At 60.1% G+C, this 23106-nt stretch carries 16 protein-coding genes; 7 read left to right on the forward strand and 9 right to left on the reverse strand.

Features of this window, described 5'->3' with window-relative positions; all coding sequences use genetic code 11:
- Positions 1–14 precede the first annotated feature (14 nt).
- From hisC to mtnA, 5 genes are all read right to left on the reverse strand, one after another.
- A complete protein-coding gene (hisC, locus tag ACA079_RS23215; protein ID WP_497701086.1) occupies positions 15–1127 on the reverse strand; it encodes a histidinol-phosphate transaminase in 1113 nt (370 codons plus the stop codon).
- 12 nt (positions 1128–1139) lie between these two features.
- On the reverse strand, positions 1140–2234 hold the full coding sequence (pheA, locus tag ACA079_RS23220) for a prephenate dehydratase (RefSeq protein WP_033055815.1): 1095 nt from the start codon (positions 2232–2234) through the stop codon (positions 1140–1142).
- Complete coding sequence (serC, locus tag ACA079_RS23225) at positions 2234–3319, reverse strand: 3-phosphoserine/phosphohydroxythreonine transaminase (RefSeq protein ID WP_497701087.1); 1086 nt, start codon at positions 3317–3319, stop codon at positions 2234–2236. Before serC ends, pheA begins: the two co-directional genes overlap by 1 nt.
- 219 nt (positions 3320–3538) lie before the next feature.
- Positions 3539–6196 carry a DNA gyrase subunit A gene (gyrA, locus tag ACA079_RS23230; protein WP_497701088.1) on the reverse strand — a complete coding sequence of 886 codons (2658 nt, stop codon included), beginning with the start codon at positions 6194–6196 and terminating at the stop codon, positions 3539–3541.
- Between the two features lie 402 nt (positions 6197–6598).
- Positions 6599–7675, reverse strand: a complete 1077-nt coding sequence (gene mtnA, locus ACA079_RS23235) for an S-methyl-5-thioribose-1-phosphate isomerase (protein ID WP_201186645.1) — start codon at positions 7673–7675, stop codon at positions 6599–6601.
- A 108-nt stretch (positions 7676–7783) separates the two neighbouring features.
- Between mtnA and ACA079_RS23240 the strand changes: the two genes are divergently transcribed.
- The 5 genes from ACA079_RS23240 (at position 7784) to ACA079_RS23260 (ending at position 12777) form a co-directional block, all read left to right on the forward strand.
- A complete protein-coding gene (locus tag ACA079_RS23240) occupies positions 7784–9118 on the forward strand; it encodes a TRZ/ATZ family hydrolase (protein WP_497701089.1) in 1335 nt (444 codons plus the stop codon).
- A 57-nt stretch (positions 9119–9175) separates the two neighbouring features.
- On the forward strand, positions 9176–9874 hold the full coding sequence (gene ubiG / locus ACA079_RS23245) for a bifunctional 2-polyprenyl-6-hydroxyphenol methylase/3-demethylubiquinol 3-O-methyltransferase UbiG (RefSeq protein ID WP_123364644.1): 699 nt from the start codon (positions 9176–9178) through the stop codon (positions 9872–9874).
- Positions 9875–9878: 4 nt separating this feature from the next.
- Positions 9879–10550, forward strand: a complete 672-nt coding sequence (gene mupP, locus ACA079_RS23250) for an N-acetylmuramic acid 6-phosphate phosphatase MupP (RefSeq protein WP_150655183.1) — start codon at positions 9879–9881, stop codon at positions 10548–10550.
- A 185-nt stretch (positions 10551–10735) separates the two neighbouring features.
- Positions 10736–11476, forward strand: a complete 741-nt coding sequence (locus tag ACA079_RS23255) for a YciK family oxidoreductase (RefSeq protein ID WP_497701090.1) — start codon at positions 10736–10738, stop codon at positions 11474–11476.
- A gap of 374 nt (positions 11477–11850) precedes the next feature.
- A complete protein-coding gene (locus ACA079_RS23260; RefSeq protein WP_497701091.1) occupies positions 11851–12777 on the forward strand; it encodes a GGDEF domain-containing protein in 927 nt (308 codons plus the stop codon).
- Between the two features lie 47 nt (positions 12778–12824).
- Here ACA079_RS23260 and ACA079_RS23265 read toward each other — a convergent pair whose 3' ends face one another.
- The 3 genes from ACA079_RS23265 to ACA079_RS23275 form a co-directional block, all read right to left on the reverse strand.
- A complete protein-coding gene (locus ACA079_RS23265; protein ID WP_497701092.1) occupies positions 12825–14699 on the reverse strand; it encodes an MFS transporter in 1875 nt (624 codons plus the stop codon).
- Between the two features lie 98 nt (positions 14700–14797).
- Positions 14798–15949, reverse strand: coding sequence for a TDT family transporter (locus ACA079_RS23270; protein ID WP_497701093.1), 1152 nt, complete (start codon positions 15947–15949; stop codon positions 14798–14800).
- Between the two features lie 105 nt (positions 15950–16054).
- Positions 16055–17236 (reverse strand): MFS transporter, encoded by a 1182-nt coding sequence (locus tag ACA079_RS23275; RefSeq protein ID WP_497701094.1) that lies wholly within the window; start codon positions 17234–17236, stop codon positions 16055–16057.
- A 91-nt stretch (positions 17237–17327) separates the two neighbouring features.
- Here ACA079_RS23275 and ACA079_RS23280 point away from each other — a divergent pair, with 91 nt between their 5' ends.
- Both ACA079_RS23280 and ACA079_RS23285 read left to right on the forward strand, forming a co-directional pair.
- The gene (locus ACA079_RS23280; RefSeq protein ID WP_497701095.1) at positions 17328–17867 is read left to right on the forward strand and encodes a TetR/AcrR family transcriptional regulator; all 540 of its coding nucleotides are present in this window, start codon (positions 17328–17330) and stop codon (positions 17865–17867) included.
- 232 nt (positions 17868–18099) lie between these two features.
- Positions 18100–21570, forward strand: a complete 3471-nt coding sequence (locus ACA079_RS23285) for a hybrid sensor histidine kinase/response regulator (protein ID WP_497701096.1) — start codon at positions 18100–18102, stop codon at positions 21568–21570.
- A 99-nt stretch (positions 21571–21669) separates the two neighbouring features.
- On the opposite strand, the gene ACA079_RS23290 is transcribed toward ACA079_RS23285, so the two are convergent.
- A complete protein-coding gene (locus tag ACA079_RS23290) occupies positions 21670–23034 on the reverse strand; it encodes a DNA recombination protein RmuC (RefSeq protein WP_497704368.1) in 1365 nt (454 codons plus the stop codon).
- Positions 23035–23106 lie beyond the last annotated feature (72 nt).

The following is a 23106-nucleotide window of genomic DNA, read 5'->3' on the forward strand; positions in this document are numbered from 1 at the left end:
GCAGTGCAGTGACATCAACCACGAGCCAGAACCTTGGTCAGCGCTTCGAGGAAGCGGCTGTTTTCCGCCGGCAGACCGATGGTGATGCGCAAGTGGTTCGGCATGCCGTAATTGGCCACCGGACGCACGATCACGCCTTCGCGCAGCAAACCCTGGAAGACCGGAGCCGCAACACGACCCAGATCGACGCAGATGAAGTTGCCCTTGGACGGAATCCAGCTCAGCCCCAGCTCACGGAAACCCGCTTCCAGTTGCTGCATGCCGGATTCGTTCAGGCGACGGCTTTCAGCCAGGTACTCGGCGTCTTGCAGTGCAGCGCATGCAGCGGCCAAAGCCAGGCTGTTAACGTTGAACGGTTGACGCACGCGGTTCAGCACATCCGCGACCACCGCAGTGGACAAGCCATAGCCGACCCGCAATGCCGCCAGGCCGTAGGCCTTGGAGAATGTGCGCGAAACCAGCAGGTTCGGGTAAGCCGCCAGGAAGTCCAGACCATCCGGCAAGTCGCTGCCTTCGGCGTATTCGATGTAGGCCTCGTCCAGCACGACCAGCACGTGTTCTGGTACGTCCTGCAGGAATTCATCCAGCGCTTCAGCGCCGAACCAGGTCCCGGTCGGGTTGTTCGGGTTGGCGATAAAGACAACACGGGTATCGGCATCGATCGCGGCCAGCATGGCCGACAGATCATGGCCCCAGTCTTTGGCCGGGATCACTTTGGCCGTAGCGCCGACGGCTTGCGTGACGATCGGATAGACCGCAAACGCGTGCTCGCTGAACACGGCGTTCAGACCCGGCGCCAGGTAGGCACGGGCGACCAGTTCCAGGATGTCATTGGAACCGTTGCCCAGCGTCACCTGATTGAGCTCGACGCGGCACTGATCGGCCAGCAGGGTTTTGAGTGCAAAACCGTTGCCATCCGGATAACGGGTCAGCTCGGCCAGCGCTTCGTGAATGGCTGCCAGAGCCTTGGGACTGGCACCCAACGGGTTTTCATTACTGGCCAGTTTGACGATGCTCGCCGGATCAAGGTCCAGCTCACGCGCCAGTTCGTCCACAGGCTTGCCCGGAACGTAAGGCGAAAGTTGTTGCACGCCCGGCTGTGCCAGAGCGAGGAAGTCACCACTCATTTGCTACCGCCCTTAGAGAACTGCTTTCGGGTAGGAACCCAGCACTTTGAGTGCCACTGCTTCCTGACTGATCTTTTCCAGCACACCCTTGATCAACGGATCACGGTGGTGGCCGACGAAGTCGATGAAGAACACGTAGGTCCATTTACCGCTGCGCGAAGGACGCGTCTCGATTCGCGTCAGGTCGATGCCGTTGTCATGGAACGGCACCAGCAACTCGTGAAGTGCGCCAGGCTTGTTGCTCATGGAGACGATGATCGAAGTCTTGTCGTCGCCGGTCGGCGGCACTTCCTGGCTGCCGATCATCAGGAATCGCGTGGAGTTGTCCGGGCGATCCTCGATTTTCTCGGCCAGACGGGTCAGCCCGTACAAACCTGCCGCCATGTCGCCGGCAATCGCCGCCGAGTTCCACTCACCTTTGACCCGCTTGGCCGCTTCGGCGTTGCTGGACACCGCCACGCGCTCGACATTCGGGTAATGCGCGTCCAGCCACTTGCGGCACTGGGCCAGGGACTGGGCGTGGGAATAGATGCGGCTGATGCTGTCGGTCTTGGTGTTTTCACCGACCAACAAGTGGTGGTGAATCCGCAGCTCGACTTCGCCACAGATCACCATGTCGTGTTCGAGGAAGCTATCGAGGGTGTGGTTGACCGCGCCCTCGGTGGAGTTTTCCACCGGGACCACGCCAAAGTTCACCGCACCGGCTGCCACTTCACGGAACACTTCGTCAATCGCCGCCATCGGCTTGCTGATCACGGCGTGACCGAAGTGCTTCATGGCTGCGGCTTGGGTGAAGGTGCCTTCAGGGCCGAGGTAAGCCACTTTCAGTGGCTGCTCGAGGGCCAGGCACGAAGACATGATTTCGCGGAACAGCCGCGCCATCTCTTCGTTGCCCAGCGGCCCCTTGTTGCGCTCCATGACACGCTTGAGCACCTGAGCTTCACGCTCAGGACGATAGAACACCGGCACTTCGCCTTCGGCCAGCGAGGCCATCTTTACTCGCGCAACTTCCTGGGCGCAGCGTGCGCGCTCACTGATCAGCTCCAGGACTTTCTCGTCCAGGGCATCAATGCGCAGGCGCAGTGCCTTGAGTTCTTGCTCAGACATTAGCCGTGTTCCTTCTCGAACTCTGCCATGTACGAAATCAGTGCGTTGACCGCAACGATGTCGACGGCGTTATAGATGGAGGCACGCATGCCACCCACGGAACGGTGACCCTTGAGGTTCAACAGGCCACGCTCTTCGGCACCGGCCAGGAATGGCTTGTCGAGACGGTCGTCAGCCAAACGGAACGGCACGTTCATCCACGAGCGATCCGATTTATTGATCGGGTTGCTGTACAAGCCGCTGGCGTCGATGAAGTCGTACAGCGTGCGCTGTTTCACTTCGTTGAGCTTGCCGATGGCTTCAACACCACCCTGCTCTTTCAGCCACTCGAATACCAGACCCGAGAGGTACCAGGCCAGGGTTGGCGGAGTGTTGTACATCGAGCCGTTGTCAGCCGCGACCTTGTAGTTGAGCATGGTCGGGCACAGGGAACGGGCGTGACCCAGCAGGTCTTCGCGAACGATGTTGACGACGACGCCACTCGGGCCGATGTTTTTCTGTGCACCGGCGTAGATCATGCCAAAGCGCGAAACATCGATCGGACGCGAGAGAATGTCGGAAGACATGTCGGCCACCAGCGGGACATCACCGGTTTCCGGAACCCAGTTGAATTCCAGGCCGCCGATGGTTTCGTTCGGTGCGTAGTGAACGTAGGCCGCGTCTTTCGACAGGTTCCATTCGTTCTGACCGGGAATAGCGAAATAGTCGTAAGGCTTGGCGGTAGCGGCAACGTTGACGTTTCCGTAGCGCGAAGCTTCTTCGATGGCTTTCTGCGACCAGATACCGGTGTCGATATAGTCGGCGGTGCCGCTTTCCGGCAACAGGTTCAGAGGAATCTGAGCAAATTGCTGGCTGGCGCCACCTTGCAGAAACAGCACTTTATAGTTCGAGGGGATATTCAGCAGATCACGCAGATCCTGCTCGGCCTTGGTGGCGATGGACACGAACTCATCGCTGCGATGGCTCATTTCCATGACCGACAGGCCCTTGCCGTGCCAATCAAGGAGTTCACCCTGGGCGCGCTGCAGGACAGCTTCGGGAAGTGCCGCAGGACCGGCACAGAAGTTATAGGCTCTCTTGCTCACATCCAATCTCGCTCTGATTTGGTGGTAATCACGCAATAAATCTGTACGTCTGTAGGAGCTGTCAAGCGGAGCGAGGCTGCGATCTTTTAGGGCTAAGCGAAAGCAAGAGCCAGATCAAGAGATCGCAGCCTCGCTTCGCTCGACAGCTCCTACATTAAAAACATTTCCACAGGACAAACAACAAGGGGGCGAATTCTCATCCGCCCCCTGTCTGTCCGCTTATTCCTGCGGTTCTTCATCGGCTGCGGCGTCAAGTTGCTGATCTTCAACAACGTCGTCGATTACGACTTCGCCGTCGAACACCGCACCCTCTTCACCTTCTTCCAGCTCTTCCCCTTCGACTTCCGACGGTTCCTGAACCCGTTCCAGACCTACCAGCTTTTCATCGCTGGCCAGTTTGATCAAGGTCACGCCCTGGGTGTTACGACCCAGGCTGGAGACTTCGTCGACACGCGTACGCACCAGGGTGCCCTGGTCGGAAATCAGCATGATTTCCTCACCGTCGAGCACCTGGACTGCACCGACCAGACGGCCGTTACGGTCGTTGCTGACCATGGCGATAACGCCCTGACCGCCACGTTTGTACTCAGGGAACTCGGTGATCGCCGTACGCTTGCCGTAACCACGCGCCGAAGCGGTGAGGATCTGGCTGCCTTCTTCCGGGATCAGCATCGAAATCAGCTTCTGGCCTTCCGGCAGACGCATGCCGCGGACACCGCGAGCGGTACGGCCCATGGCGCGAACGTCGGTTTCCTTGAAGCGAGTGACCTTGCCGCCGTCGGAGAACAGCATGACCTCGCGATCACCATCGGTAATGGCGGCGGAAATCAGTACGTCACCTTCGTCCAGCTCCAGCGCGATCAGGCCGACGCTGCGTTGACGGCTGAAGGATTCCAGCGGGGTCTTCTTCACGGTGCCTTTGGCAGTGGCCATGAAGATGAAGTGACCTTCGGTGTATTCGTCGACCGGCAGCATGGTGGTGATGTATTCATCACTGTCCAGCGGCAGCAGGTTGACCAGCGGACGACCACGGGCAGCGCGGGACGCTTCCGGGATTTCGTAGGTTTTCAGCCAGTACACTTTGCCTTTGCTGGAGAACAGCAGCAGCGTGGTGTGGCTGTTGGCGACCAACAGGTGAGCGATGTAGTCCTCATCCTTCACGCCGGTAGCCGATTTGCCTTTACCGCCACGACGCTGAGCCTGGTACGCAGCCAATGGCTGGGTCTTGGCGTAGCCACCGTGGGAAATGGTCACGACGCGCTCTTCTTCCGGGATCATGTCACCCAGGGTCAGGTCGAGACGGGCATCGAGAATCTCGGTGCGACGCACGTCGCCGTATTCGGCGCGGATCACTTCCAGTTCTTCGCGGATCACTTCCATCAGGCGCGTGGCGCTGCTGAGGATGCGGATCAGTTCGCCGATCTGGTTGAGGATCTCTTGATACTCGGCCAGCAGCTTTTCGTGTTCCAGACCGGTCAGACGGTGCAGACGCAGTTCCAGAATCGCTTGCGCCTGTTCTGGCGACAGGAAGTACTTGCCTTCGCGCAGACCGTATTGTGGGTCCAGGGTCTCTGGACGGCACGAATCGGCACCGGCACGCTCAACCATCGCAACCACGGCGGAAGATTCCCACGCAGTCTTGATCAGCGCTTCCTTGGCTTCCGACGGCGTTGGCGAGGCTTTGATCAGGGCGATGACCGGGTCGATGTTCGACAGGGCAACCGCTTGACCTTCCAGGATGTGGCCACGTTCGCGGGCTTTACGCAGTTCGAACACGGTACGGCGGGTAACGACTTCGCGACGGTGACGAACGAAGGCTTCCAGCAGGTCCTTGAGGTTCAGGATCCGCGGACGGCCGTCGATCAGCGCGACGATGTTGATACCGAACACCGCTTGCAGCTGGGTCTGGGCGTAGAGGTTGTTGAGGATCACCTCAGGCACTTCGCCGCGACGCAGCTCGATCACGACGCGCATACCATCTTTGTCGGACTCGTCGCGCAGTTCGGTGATGCCTTCGAGCTTCTTCTCTTTTACCAGCTCGGCGATCTTCTCGATCAGACGGGCCTTGTTCAGCTGGTAAGGGAGTTCGGTGATGACGATCTGCTGACGGCCACCGACCTTGTCGATGTCTTCGATCATCGAGCGGGCGCGCATGTAAATGCGGCCGCGACCGGTGCGGTAGGCTTCGATGATGCCGGCGCGACCGTTGATGATCGCGGCGGTCGGGAAGTCCGGACCGGGGATGTATTGCATCAGCTCATCGATGGTCAACTCAGGGTTGTCGATGAGTGCCAGGCAACCGTCGATGACTTCACCGAGGTTATGCGGCGGGATGTTGGTCGCCATGCCCACGGCGATACCGCTGGAGCCGTTGACCAACAGGTTGGGAATACGGGTCGGCATGACCGCCGGGATCATTTCGGTGCCGTCGTAGTTCGGCACCCAGTCCACGGTTTCTTTGTGCAGGTCAGCCAGCAGCTCGTGCGCCAGCTTGGTCATGCGCACTTCGGTGTATCGCATGGCGGCGGCGTTGTCGCCGTCCACGGAACCGAAGTTGCCCTGACCGTCTACCAGCAGGTAGCGCAGCGAGAATGGCTGCGCCATCCGAACGATGGTGTCGTACACCGCGGTATCACCGTGAGGGTGATACTTACCGATCACGTCACCGACAACACGGGCAGATTTCTTGTACGGCTTGTTGAAGTCGTTGCCCAGCTCGCTCATCGCGAACAGCACACGCCGGTGCACGGGCTTCAAGCCATCGCGCGCATCCGGCAGTGCCCGCCCGACAATTACGCTCATCGCGTAGTCGAGGTAGGACTGCTTCAGCTCGTCTTCGATATTGACCGGGAGGATTTCTTTGGCCAGTTCGCCCATGAGAAGCCTGATTCCTTTTTCTGGTGAAACTTCGTCACATCCATATGGGACGAACGAAGCTCGCCGCTGCAGGCTGAGTGCCATGCACCGACTTACGACAAATCAACGAGTTATGCCATGGATCTGCGCAGTAAAGGCAGCCACATCGGGCTACCTTGGAAACCGCCGGATGTTATCACAAGAGCCGCCACGCACCTATCCCCCTAATGCGCATGGAGCATAGTAAGTTGACCGGTGACAGGCTTGAAGGGGACGAGAGAGGCTTAGAGAGTTGCCGAATACAGAATTCAGGCTGATTTGTTGACTTTGCGGGCCCTATCGCGAGCAAGCTCGCTCCCACATTTGACCGTGCCTGACTGAAGATCTCGGTCAAATGTGGGAGCGAGCTTGCGCCAGATACCTTTAATGCAGACGCTTGCGGCACATCAACTGCGCCATTTTCGCGGTGTCCGGGCGCTCGACGATGCCTTTTTCGGTAACGATCGCATCGATCAAGTCAGCCGGGGTCACGTCGAATACCGGGTTGAACGCATCGACATCCGCCCCGACCCGCTTGCCGCCGACTTCCAGCAACTCGCGACCATCGCGCTCTTCAATCGGAATGTCATCACCACTGGCCAGGTTCATGTCGATGGTCGAACTCGGCGCCACCACCATGAAACGCACCCCGTGGTGCATGGCGTTCACCGCCAGTTGATAAGTGCCGATCTTGTTGGCCACGTCGCCATTGGCGGTGATCCGGTCAGCGCCGACGATCACCCAGGTAATGCCCTTGGTCTTCATGATGTGCGCAGCGGCGGAGTCCGCGTTGAGGGTCACGGGAATGCCTTCGTTGGCCAGTTCCCATGCGGTCAACCGCGAACCTTGCAGCCATGGACGGGTTTCGTCGGCGTAGACGCGCTCGACCATGCCTTCAATGAACGCACCTCGAATCACGCCAAGTGCCGTGCCAAAGCCGCCGGTGGCCAGCGCGCCGGTGTTGCAGTGGGTCAGAATCGCCTGGGCGTTGCCCTGGTGTTTGCGGATCAGGTCCACACCCAGTTGCGCCATGGTCAGATTGGCTTCGCGATCACTCTCGTGAATGGCGATAGCCTCCGCCTCCAGCACCGCCAGCGGATCGGCGTGATGTTTCAGACGCTCAAGCCGGTCGCGCATGCGGCCCAGGGCCCAGAACAGGTTGACCGCGGTCGGACGGGAATCGGCCAGCAGCGCGAAATCCTCTTCCAGCGCCGCCTGCCAGTCACCGCCTTCGGCAAACCGCGCGCGGGCCGCCAGCACAACACCATAGGCAGCACTGATGCCAATCGCCGGTGCGCCGCGCACCACCATCGAACGAATGGCCTCGGCCACGCCAGCAGCGCTGGTGTAGGCGATCCAGGTTTCCTCGAACGGCAAAATACGCTGATCCAGCAGGTACAGGGCATCATCGCGCCAATCGATGGCCTTCACCTTCTCCGCAGCCAACAGTCGATCGCGCATCCGTCACCCCGTACTCATGAACAAAAGCCGTCGATTATAGCGATCCCCCTGCGAAGACGCTCGGGTATACTTCGCCATCCTTTACAAAAGCTCTGGAACCGATTCTCGATGCCGAACACTGCCGCTGCGCTCGACTTGCTATTGCTGCCGACCTGGCTGGTACCCGTCGAACCCGCTGGCGTTGTCCTCAAAGAGCATGCCCTGGGCATCCGCGACGGACGCATCGTATTCATCGGCCCACGCTCGGCTGCGCTGAAGCTTAACGCAACCGAAGTCCGCGAACTGCCAGACATGTTGCTCTGCCCCGGTTTGATCAATGCCCACGGGCATGCGGCGATGACGCTGTTCCGTGGCCTGGCCGATGATCTGCCCCTGATGACCTGGCTGGAAAACCACATTTGGCCGGCCGAAGCCAAGTGGGTCGATGAAGCTTTCGTACGTGACGGCACTGACCTGGCGATCGCCGAGCAGATCAAAGGTGGCATCACCTGTTTCTCTGACATGTATTTCTTCCCGAAGGTTGCCAGCGAGCGCGTCCATAACAGCGGCATTCGCGCACAAATCGCAATTCCGATCCTCGACTTCCCGATTCCAGGCGCCAGCACGGCGGATGAAGCCATTCGTCAGGGCGTTGAATTGTTTGGCGATCTCAAGCACCACGAGCGTATCAAAGTCACCTTCGGCCCCCATGCACCCTACACGGTGGGCGACGAGAACCTGGAGAAAATCCGGGTGATCGCCGAAGAGCTGGACGCCTCGATCCATATGCATGTGCATGAAACTGCTTTTGAAGTGCAGCAATCCGTCGAGCAACGCGGCGAACGCCCGTTGGCCCGCCTCGGGCGCCTGGGCTTGCTGGGGCCGCGCTTCCAGGCCGTCCACATGACTCAGATCAGCGACGAAGACCTGGTGCTGCTGGTAGAAAGTAACACCAACGTGATTCATTGCCCGGAGTCGAACCTGAAGCTGGCCAGCGGGTTCTGCCCGGTGGAGCGCTTGTGGCAGGCTGGCGTCAATGTGGCGGTTGGCACCGATGGCGCTGCCAGCAACAATGACCTGGACCTGCTCAGTGAAACCCGCACCGCCGCCTTACTGGCCAAAGCCGTCGCCGGCTCGGCCACCGCGCTGGACGCCCATCGCGCACTGCGCATGGCCACGCTTAATGGCGCCCGCGCACTGGGCATTGAATCCGAAGTGGGATCGCTGGAAGTCGGCAAAGCCGCGGACATCGTCGCATTCGACCTCTCCGGCCTGGCGCAGCAACCGGTCTACGACCCGGTTTCGCAGCTTATATATGCCACCGGCCGTGATTGCGTGAAACACCTTTGGGTCGCCGGCAAGCAACTGCTCGACGACCGTCGCCTGACTCGCCTGGATGAACAACAGCTCTGCGCCACCGCCAAGGCCTGGGGCCAGCGCATCAGCGGCCATACCGAATTGTAAGCACCCCGGACTCACCACCGGGGCAACAGGATTTTTCAAGTTTTAGAGGACTTAACCATGAGCAACGTCGACTACGCCGAAATCGCCAAATTCGAAGCCCTGGCCCATCGCTGGTGGGACCGCGAAAGCGAGTTCAAACCGCTGCACGACATCAACCCGCTGCGGGTCAACTGGATTGACGAGCGGGTCAACCTGGCCGGCAAGAAAGTCCTCGACGTCGGTTGCGGCGGCGGCATCCTCAGCGAAGCCATGGCCCAGCGCGGCGCTACTGTCATGGGCATCGACATGGGCGAAGCGCCGCTGGCGGTCGCGCAACTGCATCAGCTGGAATCGGGTGTGAGCGTCGAATACCGGCAGATCACCGCCGAAGGCCTGGCTGAAGAAATGCCCGAGCAGTTCGACGTGGTCACTTGCCTGGAAATGCTCGAGCACGTACCGGATCCGTCTTCGGTGATCCGTGCTTGCTTCCGTATGGTCAAGCCCGGCGGCCAGGTGTTCTTCTCCACCATCAACCGCAACCCAAAGGCGTACCTGTTCGCCATCGTCGGCGCGGAATACATCATGAAACTGCTGCCGCGCGGCACCCACGATTTCAAGAAATTCATCCGCCCTTCGGAGCTGGGTGCCTGGAGCCGCATGGCCGGCCTGACCGTCAAGGACATCATCGGCCTGACCTACAACCCGCTGACCAAGCACTACAAACTGGCCTCCGACGTGGACGTCAACTACATGATCCAGACCCTGCGCGAGGAGTAAGCCGATGCGTATCAGAGCAGTTCTTTTCGACATGGACGGCACCCTGCTCGACACCGCGCCGGACTTCATTGCGATCTGTCAGGCGATGCGTGCCGACCGCGGCCTGCCGCCGATGAACGACCAGCACATTCGCGACGAGATCTCCGGTGGCGCCAAGGCGATGGTCGCCGTGACCTTCTCCATGGACCCGGAATCACCGGGTTTCGAGGAATTGCGCCTGGAGTTCCTGGAGCGCTACCTCGCCGGTTGCGCGGTTCACAGCAAACTTTTCGACGGCATGGGCGAACTGCTGGCCGACATCGAGAAGGCCAACCTGATCTGGGGCGTGGTCACCAACAAGCCGCTGCGGTTTGCCGAGCCGATCATGCAGCAACTTGGCCTGGCCGAGCGCTCGGCGCTGTTGATCTGCCCGGACCACGTGAAGAACAGCAAACCGGACCCCGAGCCGTTGATCCTGGCGTGCAAGATGCTCGACCTGGACCCGGCCAGCGTGTTGTTCGTGGGTGATGACTTGCGCGATATCGAGTCCGGTCGCGATGCCGGCACCAAGACCGCCGCCGTGACCTATGGCTACATTCATCCGGACGATAACCCGCGGCATTGGGGCGCGGATGTGGTGGTCGATCATCCGCTGGAGTTGCGCAAGGTGCTCGATAGCGCTCTGTGTGGTTGCTGATCCGCACAGCCTTTTGTGGCGAGGGAGCTTGCTCCCGCTGGGGCGCGAAGCGTCCCCTATATCTATAACCGCATTCTGATCAGGCAGACCGCACTTGCTGGATTTACGGCTGCTTCGCAGCCGAGCGGGAGCAAGCTCCCTCGCCACAGGTCCGGTGTCCGTCTTAATAGTGTTGAGGGTTTCTTATGTTTGATTATTCCGCCCGCCCAGAATTGCTCAAGGACCGGGTCATCCTGGTCACCGGCGCTGGCCGTGGCATCGGCGCTGCCGCCGCGAAAACCTTTGCCGCGCACGGCGCCACTGTGCTGTTGCTGGGCAAGACCGAAGCCAACCTGACTCAGGTCTACGACGAAATCGAAGCCGCCGGCCATCCACAACCGGCCGTGATCCCGTTCAACCTGGAAACCGCCCTGCCCCATCAATACGATGAGCTGGCAGCGATGATCGAAACCGAATTCGGCCATCTCGACGGTTTGCTGCACAACGCGTCGATCATTGGCCCGCGTACGCCGATCGAGCAGCTGTCCGGCGAAAACTTCATGCGCGTCATGCACGTCAACGTCAACGCCATGTTCATGCTCACTAGCACCCTGCTACCGCTGCTCAAGCTGTCCCAGGACGCATCAGTGGTGTTCACCTCCAGCAGCGTTGGCCGCAAGGGGCGTGCGTATTGGGGCGCTTATGGCGTGTCCAAGTTCGCCACCGAAGGCTTGATGCAAACCCTGGCCGACGAAGTCGACACCATGGCACCGGTGCGCTCCAACAGCATTAACCCGGGCGCCACCCGCACCAGCATGCGTGCCCAGGCTTACCCGGGCGAAAACCCGCTGAACAACCCGACACCCGAGGAGATCATGCCGGTCTACCTCTACCTGATGGGTCCGGACAGCACCGGAATCAACGGCCAGGCGTTCAACGCTCAGTAACGCCCGCGCGTCGCTTTTGTGCCGCGACGGCTTCCCGTCGCGGCACTCAAAGTGCGTCGTAACTACCCCCATCACAAGTCAAACAACTGTCACCGAATGCCGTAACACTCTTCTTCAACAGCTTCAACACTTTGATTTAGAACGTTTTTTATCCGACTGAACTGAATGGCACGACTTTCGCTCTAAATTTGCTCAGACACGCAGTGTGAAAGCAAACGGGCGGACGCGTGAGCCGACAGGTTACTTAACGTCGGCAAAGCGGACTAAACTTGGGCCAAATGTCCTACGGGACTGATGGACCAGTATGACGCGCAGCCCAAAGCCGCTCTCACCCAGCCTGTAAGACAGCCTTACTGCTTAGGGGCGCATGCCATATGAAATCACCTTCCCAGACCAACGCAATTGACTTCGATGTTGCCAAATTGCAACGCCTGGGCTTTGGTCAGCAGCCTACCCTCATCGAGAGACCCGTCAGCCTTGCGCAACTGCGCCAGCAACTGAGCCTGCAGCTGCAAACCAGTCTTGAGCCACAACGCATTCTCGGGCTCTTCTTCCGCGAGATTCAGCGACTTGTACCGCTTGACGCCTTGACGTACGAGCACAAGTCCAGCGACTTGCGCCTGGAATTCGGCCTGCGCGGCCATCATTCGATCAGCTACAGCCTCAGCCATGAAGGCGAGCATCTGGGTGACCTGGTATTCCGCCGCAATCAGCGCTTCAGCGAGCAGGAACAGGGCAACCTCGAGTCGCTGCTGTCCGCATTGATGTATCCGATGCGCAATGCCCTGCTCTACCGCGCCGCGACCCAAAGTGCCTTGCGCGATCCGCTCACGGACACCGGCAACCGCATTGCCATGGATCAGACCCTGCAACGGGAAATCGAGATGTCGCGTCGGCATCTGCAACCCTTGTCGCTGCTGATGCTGGACATTGATCACTTCAAACGCATCAACGACAACCACGGACACAGCGCCGGCGATGACGTGCTCAAGGCCGTTGCAGCCTCGATCAAAAACCAGTTGCGTAACGTGGACATGGTCTTCCGCTTTGGTGGCGAAGAGTTCCTGATCCTGCTTTCCAACACGAGTCGTGAGGCGGCAGCCATGGTTGGCGAACGGCTACGATTTGCAGTGCAGGCAGATGATTATTCGGCCGACGGCCATGCGATTGAGCTGACGGTCAGCCTTGGCTGCTCGACGCTATTGCCCGGCGAGTCTGCCGACAGCCTGTTGCGACGGGCCGACAGTGCGTTGTATGTGGCCAAGCGCGAGGGGCGTAACCGGTTGGCGATGGCGGGCTGAATACCCAGAGCGGGCACGCTTGGTTAGCGGCCCGCAACGACAGGGAATTAGCGCACAGTGCCGCGCAACTCCCCCACCAACCCTTGCAACCGGGCTGGCTCTGCCACTTCAACCGACACCGCTGGCCCGGCCACCAGCGTCACCCGCGACCACAACCGGCGAAACACGCCCTTCTGTGGATCGCGACTGAAGAAACTCCCCCACAACCCCTGCAATGCCAACGGAATCACCGGCACCGGCGTCTCTTCGAGAATCCGCGTCAGCCCGCCCTTGAACTCGTTGATCTCGCCATCGGCAGTCAATTTGCCCTCAGGGAAGATGCACACCAACTCGCCGTCCTTCAGATATTGAGCAATGCGCGTGAAGGCTTTTTCGTAGATCTGAATGTCTTCCTGCCGCCCCGCGATCGGAATGGTCCCGGCCGTGCGGAAGATGAAGTTCAGCACTGGCAAGTTGTAGATCTTGTAATACATCACAAAGCGAATCGGCCGACGCACCGCGCCGCCAATCAGCAAGGCATCGACGAAGGACACGTGATTGCACACCAGCAACGCTGCACCTTCATCGGGAATCAGCTGTAGATTGCGATGCTCCACGCGGTACATGGAATGGCTGAGCAGCCAGATCATGAAACGCATGCTGAACTCGGGGACGATGCTGAAGATGTAGGCGTTGACGCCGATGTTCAGCAGCGACACCACCAGGAACAGCTGCGGGATCGACAGTTTGACCATGCTCAGCAAGACGATCGAGACAATCGCCGAGACCACCATAAACAGCGCGTTGAGAATATTGTTGGCGGCAATCACCCGCGCCCGTTCGTTCTCGGGGGTACGAGACTGAATCAGCGCATACAGCGGCACGATGTAGAAACCACCGAACACCCCAAGCCCCAGAATGTCGATCAACACCAGCCAGGCGTGGCCAAAACCCAGGACTTCGATCCAGCCATGGCCTGTAACGCTGTCCGGAATTCCACCGGAATGCCACCACAGCAGCAAACCAAATACGGTCAGACCGAAAGAGCCGAACGGCACCAGACCGATCTCGACTTTGCGGCCGGACAGTTTCTCGCAAAGCATCGAACCCAGCGCGATACCGACCGAGAACACCGTAAGAATCAGCGTCACCACGGTTTCGTCGCCGTGCATCCACTCCTTGGCATAAGCCGGGATCTGCGTCAGATAAATCGCCCCGACAAACCAGAACCACGAGTTGCCGACAATCGAGCGTGACACCGCTGGCGTCTGCCCCAAGCCCAGCTTCAACGTGGCCCAGGACTGGCTGAAAATGTTCCAGTTCAGACGCATTTCCGGGGAGGCGGCTGCGGCCCGTGGAATGCTGCGACTGGCCAGATAGCCGAGCACCGCAACACCGATGATCGCCGTGGAGACCATCGGCGCGTAATGACTGGACGACATCATGATCCCGGCGCCAATGGTCCCGGCGAGGATTGCCAGGAAGGTGCCCATTTCCACCAGGCCGTTGCCCCCCACCAGTTCTTCGTCACGCAAGGCCTGCGGCAGGATCGAATATTTCACCGGCCCGAACAGCGCGGAGTGAGTGCCCATGGCAAACAGCGCCACCAGCATCAGCGACAGGTGATCGAACATGAATCCGACCGCGCCTACCGCCATGATGGCGATTTCCCCAAGCTTGATCAGACGAATCAACGCGTCCTTGGCGAACTTCTCCCCGAACTGCCCGGCCAGTGCCGAGAACAGGAAGAACGGCAGGATGAACAGCAGTGCACACAGGTTGACCCAGATCGAGCGGTCACCGTCGATAGTCAACTTGTAGAGAATGGCGAGAATCAGCGACTGCTTGAAGATGTTGTCGTTGAACGCCCCGAGCGACTGCGTGACGAAGAACGGCAGGAAGCGCCGGGTGCGAAGCAAGGTGAACTGTGAGGGGTGACTCATCTTCCATGTGTCCCTGATGTTGGGTAGAGAGTGGCGTGGATGCAGTTATTTGAATATCCAACGACGATCCAGGCCACACATTACCTAAAACTTGCAGGTTATTTCTTTAATCCTGCAATGCACGGCGAGACAAATAACTCGCCCCGCCAGGCGCCCTGCACTGTCCGTTTGGCGACGATCAGCCACATCACCGCCAGCAACACCACCAGCACACAACCGAAGGCACTGAAAAATGTCAGGTTCAAGGTACTGGCCAGTTTCAAAGTCGCCAGGGAATAGACGCCCAACGGGAAAGTGAAACCCCACCAGCCGAGGTTGAAAGGAATACCGACGCGCAGGTAACGCAGGGTGATAAGCACCGCGATCAGCATCCACCACAGACCAAAGCCCCACAGTGTGATCCCGGCCACCAACCCCAGCCCTGCGGCGATTTCACCAATGCCCGGCAGATCGTTGGCAGCGAAGATCGTCGGCGCGTCTGCACCCAGCAGCAACATGCCCAGCGCCCCGGTGCCGATCGGGCCGAGCGCCAGCCAGCTCGAAGCGGCCATGTTTTCGTGAGGCAGTTTATGCAGCGCCATGCGCAGCAACAGAATGGTCAGAATGCTGAACGCCACCGGTAGGGAAAATGCCCAAAGCACGTAGCTCGTCACCAGCACCACCAGTTGCGAATGGGCATCTGCCAAATGCGGCGCCAGCAGACCACCGCTGGCGGCAGCCACTTCTGCTGCCACCACCGGCAACAGCCAGACGGCGGTCATCTGGTCGATACTGTGCTCCTGACGGGTGAACATCAGGTAGGGAATCAGCACGCCGCACGCCACAGACATCGCCACATCCAGCCACCACAGCACCTCGGCGACATGAATCACACCCTCGCCCCACCGCGGCAGACCGAACACCAGAAAACCATTGATGATGGTCGCCAGGCCCATGGGGATGGTGCCAAAAAACATCGAGACCGTGGAGTGACCGAAAATCCGCCGCGCCTCATCGAAAAACAGCGCCCAACGCGCCGCATACATAACCGTGAATAAAACGAACAGCACGATATTGAACAGCCAAAGGGCTTCGGCAATCGCGTGCAAACCGGCATTTGCGCCAGGCAGCTGCGCCAGCGCCAACGCCAGCACACCGGTGCCCATGGTGGCGGCGAACCAGTTCGGCGTGAACTGGCGGATGACTTCACGCGGATGCTGCAAATGACTGAAGGGTTTGAAACTGACTGGGGTGGTGTTGGGGCATGTCATGGTGAACTCCTGTCCTCTGTTGAGGTGGAGCTCATGGTAGATCCGAATCGAATATCGATATAACGGGTAATATCTCTAACTGTTATCTGTTTTACAGATATGTTATCAAGCGCAGACTTTCACGGTCCGCTGACGCATCAATGCAAGCAGAGCGCCGACCGAGAGAGTAATCAGCACCGCGCCGTAACCATCGGTGGTGGCCACCAGCCCGAAGGTCCGGGTCAAGTTCCCGGCCAGCAACGACGGCAAGCAGAAAGCCAGATAACTGAGCACGTAGTAAGCCGACATCAACCCGGCCCGTTCATGGGGCAAGGCCAGCGGCACGACGCTGCGCAATGCACCGAGGAAACCGGCACCGAAACCGCCACCGGCCAACAGCGTGCCGACGAAAAACAGTGGCAGGCTGGCGCTGTGCACCGCCATCAGAATCAGCGCGACGCCGGCGGGCAGTAGACTGCCGCCTAATCGCAAAACCTTGTCGGCCGGCCGATCGCGCAGGGTGTAGATCATCAACGCGCCGGTCACCGTCAACACAGCCACCGTCGCACCGCCAATCAGATTTGAGGTCGATCCCGTGGCCGTGCGCACCAGAGACGGTGCCAACGAGGCGTAAAAACCACCGAGCGCCCACACCGCGATGTTGATCGGCAGCACCAGCCACAACGCACGCCGCGCCTGGATCGGCACATGCAGTGTCGGGCGCAGCGAGGCCCAGGCTCCCGGTTGGGGGCTGACGCTTTCCGGCAAGCGCCAGACGTACAGCGCCTGCATCACAAACAGCGCGAACAGCACCCAATAGGTCAACTGCAACGGCAACGGCGCAAACTCGGCCAACAAGCCGCAGCCCATGGCGCCCGACGCCATGCCCAGCAATGGCGCCACACTGTTGACCAGCGACCCTTGCTGGCGATCGGTGTCCAGCAGCGCCGCACTCAGTACGGCAGTGGCCATCCCTGTAGCAAAACCCTGAAGCACTCGTGCACTGATCAACCAGGTGACACTGTCTGCATTGATAAACAGCAGCATCGCCAGCATGTTCAACATCACAGCGGTGAAGATCACCGGTTTGCGCCCCAGGTAATCCGAGAGCGAACCGACCGTGAGCAATGCCGCCAGCAAGCTGATGGCGTACACGCCGAAAATCAGGGTCAGGGTCGCTGCCGAGAATTGCAGTTGCTCCTGGTACAAGTGATACAACGGCGTCGGCGCCGTGGACGCCGCAAGAAAACTGAGTAAGGTGATCGCCAGGAACCACAGGCTTGAACGATTAGACGTTGAACTGGACATGAATACACTCCGCAAAAGCTAACTTTTTGCTTTTGCGGAGTGTGCGACTGGCTGACGCTTAAAGCAAATTCTTTGTGTTAAGGTCCGATGCATGGCTATTAAAGAAGGTTTACGCCCCGGCGGACGCAGTGCCCGGGTGCAAGAGTCGGTTCATTCGGCAGTGCGCGATCTCCTCGAAGAGCAGGACCGCGCCACCGTGACCGTCCCGCAAATCGCCGCGCGCGCCGGCGTCACGCCGTCGACCATCTACCGGCGCTGGGGCGATCTTTCGGTGTTGTTGGCGGACGTCGCCCTCGCCCGCATGCGCCCCGAAAGTGAGCCGGCCAATACCGGCAGCCTGCGCGGTGACGTGCGCGCCTGGGCCGAGCAATATCTGGACGAGATGAGCTCCGAGCCCGGCCGCAACATCTTGCGCGACGTGCAATGCAGCACCACACCGGCCCTTTGCGCGACGATCATTGGCGGGCAGTTGCAGACGATTCTGGATCGTTACCCCGATCAGCCGAAGCCGAACGTTGATCGGCTGATCAACATGGTGGCGGCGCCGACGGTGTTTCGGATCCTGTTTTCAGCGACGCCGCTGGAGGTTGAGGAATTGCATCGGTTGATCGAGATTGCGTTGAGTCAGTGATACCGCCATCGCGAGCAAGCTCGCTCCCACAGGGGATTTGTGAACGACACAGATCCAATGTGGGAGCGAGCTTGCTCGCGATGAGGCCAGCACAAACACCAAAGATCCAACTGGCACGCACCCTGCGACACCCCGCCACGCCGCGACCTTGGTCGACACTGACTAACCCCTGCCATCGTGCGAGACTGTCTGTCCGGGCGGGAGTCCCGGGTGTCTTTTGTCTGGAGTTCCCATGTCGCTGTCCAGCGGGCTGATCGCCGCCGTCGCCCTGGCCTATATGGCCATCATGTTCGCCATCGCCTTCTACGGCGACCGACGCAGCACGCCGTTGCCGCCGCGAGTGCGCGCCTGGGTGTACAGCCTGTCGCTGGCCGTCTATTGCACCAGCTGGACCTTCTTTGGCGCCGTGGGCCAGGCCGCCGAACAGCTCTGGTCTTTCCTGCCGATCTACCTCGGGCCGATCCTGCTGCTGGTGTGTGCACCGTGGGTCCTGCAAAAAATGGTGATGATCAGCAAGCAGGAGAACATCACCTCCATTGCCGACTTCATCGCCGCGCGTTATGGCAAATCCCAGTCGCTGGCCGTGGTAGTGGCGCTGATCTGCCTGGTCGGCGTGTTGCCCTACATTGCGTTGCAACTCAAGGGCATCGTGCTCGGGGTGAACTTGCTGATCGGCGCCGGTGCCGACGCCATGGGCACTCGCGCCCAGGACACGGCGCTGATCGTGTCGCTGGTGCTGGCGCTGTTCACCATCGTCTTCGGTACCCGCAACCTCGACGCCACGGAACACCACCGCGGCATGGTGCTGGCGATTGCGTTCGAATCACTGGTCAAGCTGTTCGCTTTTCTCGCGGTCGGCGCGTTCGTGACCTACGGCCTGTACGACGGTTTCGACGATCTGTTCGACCAGGCCATGCTCGCCCCGCGCCTGGAAGAATACTGGAAGGAAACCATCAACTGGCCGTCGATGGTGGTGCAGACCGGCGTGGCAATGATGGCCATCATCTGCCTGCCCCGGCAGTTCCACGTGACCGTGGTGGAGAACATCGACCCTCAGGATCTACGCCTGGCCAAATGGGTATTTCCAGCCTATCTGGCGCTGGCGGCGTTGTTCGTCGTTCCCATCGCCCTCGCCGGCCAGATGATGCTGCCGAGTTCGGTGCTGCCGGACTCGTTTGTCATCAGCCTGCCGCTGGCCCAATCCCATCCTGCCCTGGCGATGCTGGCGTTTATCGGTGGCGCCTCGGCGGCGACCGGCATGGTGATTGTCGCCAGCGTGGCGTTGTCGACCATGGTCTCCAACGACATGCTGTTGCCATGGTTGCTGCGGCGTAACAACGCCGAGCGGCCGTTCGAAGTGTTCCGCCAGTGGATGCTCTCGGTGCGCCGAGTGAGCATTGTGGTGATTCTGCTGCTGGCCTACGTCAGTTATCGCCTGCTCGGCTCAACGGCCAGCCTGGCGACCATTGGCCAGATCGCCTTCGCCGCCGTGACCCAACTGGCCCCGGCCATGCTCGGCGCGCTGTATTGGAAACAGGCCAATCGCCGCGGTGTGTTCGCCGGTCTCGCCGCCGGGACATTCCTCTGGTTCTACACCCTGATTCTGCCGATCGCGGCCCACAGCCTCGGTTTGTCCTTGAGCAGCTTCCCGGGACTGGCCTGGTTGCACAGCAACCCGCTGAACCTGCCGCTCACCCCGCTGACCCAAGGCGTGGTGTTGTCGCTGGCGGCCAACTTCACGCTGTTCGCCTGGGTGTCGGTGCTGTCGCGTACGAGGGTTTCGGAACATTGGCAGGCGGGTCGCTTCATCGGTCAGGAAATCAGCGCCCGCCCCAGTGCCCGTTCGATGCTCTCGGTGCAGATCGACGATTTGTTGCAGTTGGCCGCACGCTTCGTCGGCGAAGAACGCGCCCGTCAGAGCTTTATCCGATTCGCCTACCGTCAGGGCAAAGGCTTCAACCCGAACCAGACCGCCGACGGTGAATGGATCGCCCATACCGAACGCTTGCTGGCCGGTGTGCTCGGTGCTTCTTCGACCCGGGCGGTGGTAAAAGCCGCCATCGAAGGTAGAGAAATGCAACTCGAGGACGTAGTCCGAATCGCCGACGAAGCCTCGGAAGTGTTGCAGTTCAACCGCGCGCTGCTGCAAGGCGCGATCGAGAACATCACCCAAGGCATCAGTGTGGTCGACCAGTCGCTGAAACTGGTGGCCTGGAACCGGCGCTATCTGGAGTTGTTCAACTACCCGGATGGACTGATCAGGCTTGGCCGCCCGATTGCCGACATCATTCGCTACAACGCCGAACGCGGCTTGTGCGGTCCCGGTGAAGCCGAAGTGCACGTCGCCCGCCGCTTGCACTGGATGCGTCAGGGCCGCGCCCATACTTCTGAAAGACTTTTCCCCAATGGCCGTGTGATCGAGCTGATCGGTAACCCGATGCCGGGCGGCGGTTTCGTCATGAGTTTCACCGACATCACCGCGTTCCGCGAGGCTGAGCAGGCGCTGACCGAAGCCAACGAGGGCCTGGAGCGTCGGGTCACCGAACGAACCCACGAACTGTCGCAACTCAACGTCGCCCTGACCGAAGCCAAGGGCACCGCGGAGTCGGCCAACCAGTCGAAAACCCGTTTCCTGGCGGCGGTCAGCCACGACTTGATGCAACCGTTGAACGCGGCGCGACTGTTCTCGGCCGCCCTTTCCCACCAAGACGACGGCCTCTCCGGTGAGGCGCAGAAACTGGTCCATCATCTGGACACGTCACTGCGCTCGGCCGAGGACTTGATCAGCGACCTGCTGGACATTTCCCGCCTGGAAAACGGCAAGATCAACCCTGATCCAAAACCGTTCGTGCTCAATGAGATGTTCGATGTCCTCGGTGCCGAGTTCAAGGCGTTGGCCCACGACCAGGGGCTGAAATTCCGCGTCAGGGGCAGTACGTTGCGCGTCGACAGCGACGTCAAACTGTTGCGACGAATCCTGCAGAACTTCCTGACCAATGCCTTCCGCTACGCCAAAGGGCCGGTACTGCTAGGGGTTCGCCGACGCAAGGGCGAGTTGTGCCTGGAAGTCTGGGACCGTGGCCCAGGCATTCCGCTGGATAAACAGCAGGTCATTTTCGAAGAATTCAAACGCCTCGACAGCCACCAGACGCGCGCTGAAAAAGGCCTGGGGCTGGGCCTGGCGATCGCCGACGGGTTGTGTCGCGTGTTGGGTCATACCTTGCGCGTACGCTCCTGGCCGGGGCGCGGCAGCGTGTTCAGCGTCAGTGTGCCGTTGGCTCGTGCTCAAGCCACCCTGCCACCCAAGACCGCCGAACTGAATGGCAAATTGCTGAGCGGCACGCAGGTGCTGTGCATCGACAACGAAGACAGCATCCTGATCGGCATGAACAGCTTGCTCACGCGTTGGGGTTGTCAGGTCTGGACCGCGCGCAACCGCGATGAATGCGCGGCGCTGCTCAGCGACGGAATGCGACCGCAATTGGCGCTGGTGGATTACCACTTGGACCATGGCGAGACCGGGACCGAACTGATGGCATGGCTGCGAACCCGATTGGGTGAGCCAGTGCCAGGGGTTGTGATCAGCGCCGATGGTCGACCGGAGACGGTGGCCCAAGTGCATGCGGCGGGGCTGGATTACCTGGCAAAACCGGTGAAACCGGCGGCATTGCGGGCGTTGCTGAGTCGGCATTTGCCGTTGTAACGTCAAAGTCAAAAGATCGCAGCCTTCGGCAGCTCCTACACGGTTTGGGTATCCCCGTAGGAGCTGCCGAAGGCTGCGATCTTTTGATCTTTGTAACTGTTATTCAGGCAACTCAACCAAGCCATCCACATCGGTCATCGCCCGCTCCAGCAAGTCTGCCGGCAGGCTCTTGCTCGCCCGCGCGCCAAGCAATTTGAGCTGCTCACTGCGGCTGACGAGATTGCCACGGCCTTCCGTCAGCTTATTGCGCGCAGAGCTGTAGGCTTTATCCAGTTGCTGTAATCGATTGCCGACCTCATCCAGATCCTGGATGAACAACACGAACTTGTCGTACAGCCACCCGGCCCGTTCGGCGATTTCCCGGGCGTTCTGGCTCTGGCGCTCCTGCTTCCACAGGCTGTCGATGACACGCAGGGTCGCCAGCAACGTGGTAGGGCTGACGATCACGATGTTGCGGTCGAAGGCCTCTTGGAACAGCGTCGGCTCAGCCTGCAATGCGGCGGAAAACGCCGCTTCGATCGGCACGAAGAGCAGGACGAAATCCAGGCTGTGCAAACCGTCGAGACGCTTGTAATCCTTGCCGGACAACCCTTTGACGTGATTGCGCAGGGACAGCACGTGCTGCTTGATGGCGATCTGGCCGATGGCATCGTCTTCGGCCGCGACGTATTGCTGATAGGCCGTGAGGCTGACCTTGGAGTCGACCACCACCTGTTTGTCGCCCGGGAGATAAATGATCACGTCCGGCTGGAAACGCTCACCGTCCGGGCCCTTGAGGTTGACCTGGGTCTGGTACTCGCGCCCCTTCTCCAGGCCCGCGTGTTCAAGCACCCGCTCAAGAATCAGCTCGCCCCAGTTGCCTTGGGTTTTCTGGCCTTTCAAGGCACGGGTCAGGTTGGTGGCTTCGTCGCTCAGGCGCAGGTTCAGCTGTTGCAGCCGCTCAAGTTCCTTGGCCAGGGAAAAACGTTCGCGGGCTTCAGCCTGATAACTTTCCTCGACGCGTTTTTCGAAGGACTGGATGCGTTCTTTCAACGGATCGAGCAACTGACCGAGGCGTTGTTGACTGGTTTCGGCAAAGCGCTGCTCGCGCTCGTCGAAAATCTTGCCGGCCAGCTCGGCGAACTGGGCGCGTAACTCATCTCGCGAGCCTTGAAGGTCGTTGAGGCGCTGCTGATGGCTTTCCTGCTGCTCACGCAGCTCGGCGTTGAGCGAAGCGGCCTGCGCGTCCAGACGACGCAACTCAGCCTCTTTGCCGGCGCGTTCCAGATTCCAGGCGTGGGCGGCATCGCGTGCATCGTCGCGTTCGATCTGCAGCAGTTCGACTTCACGGCGCACGGCGGCCAGGTCTGCTTGTTTGGCGGCGTTGGCCTGGCCCAGATCACCAATTTCATCGCGACAGGCTTCGAGTTGCGCGTTCAATCCATCCTGAGCCAGATGGGCCGTGGCCAGACGCTCTTCCAGCAGTGCAACCTCTGACTGCTTGGCGCTCGCTCGGCGCTGAAGTTGCCAGGCCAGTACCAGTAACGGCAACGCAGC

The sequence above is a fragment of the Pseudomonas sp. LBUM1645 genome (assembly GCF_059716185.1).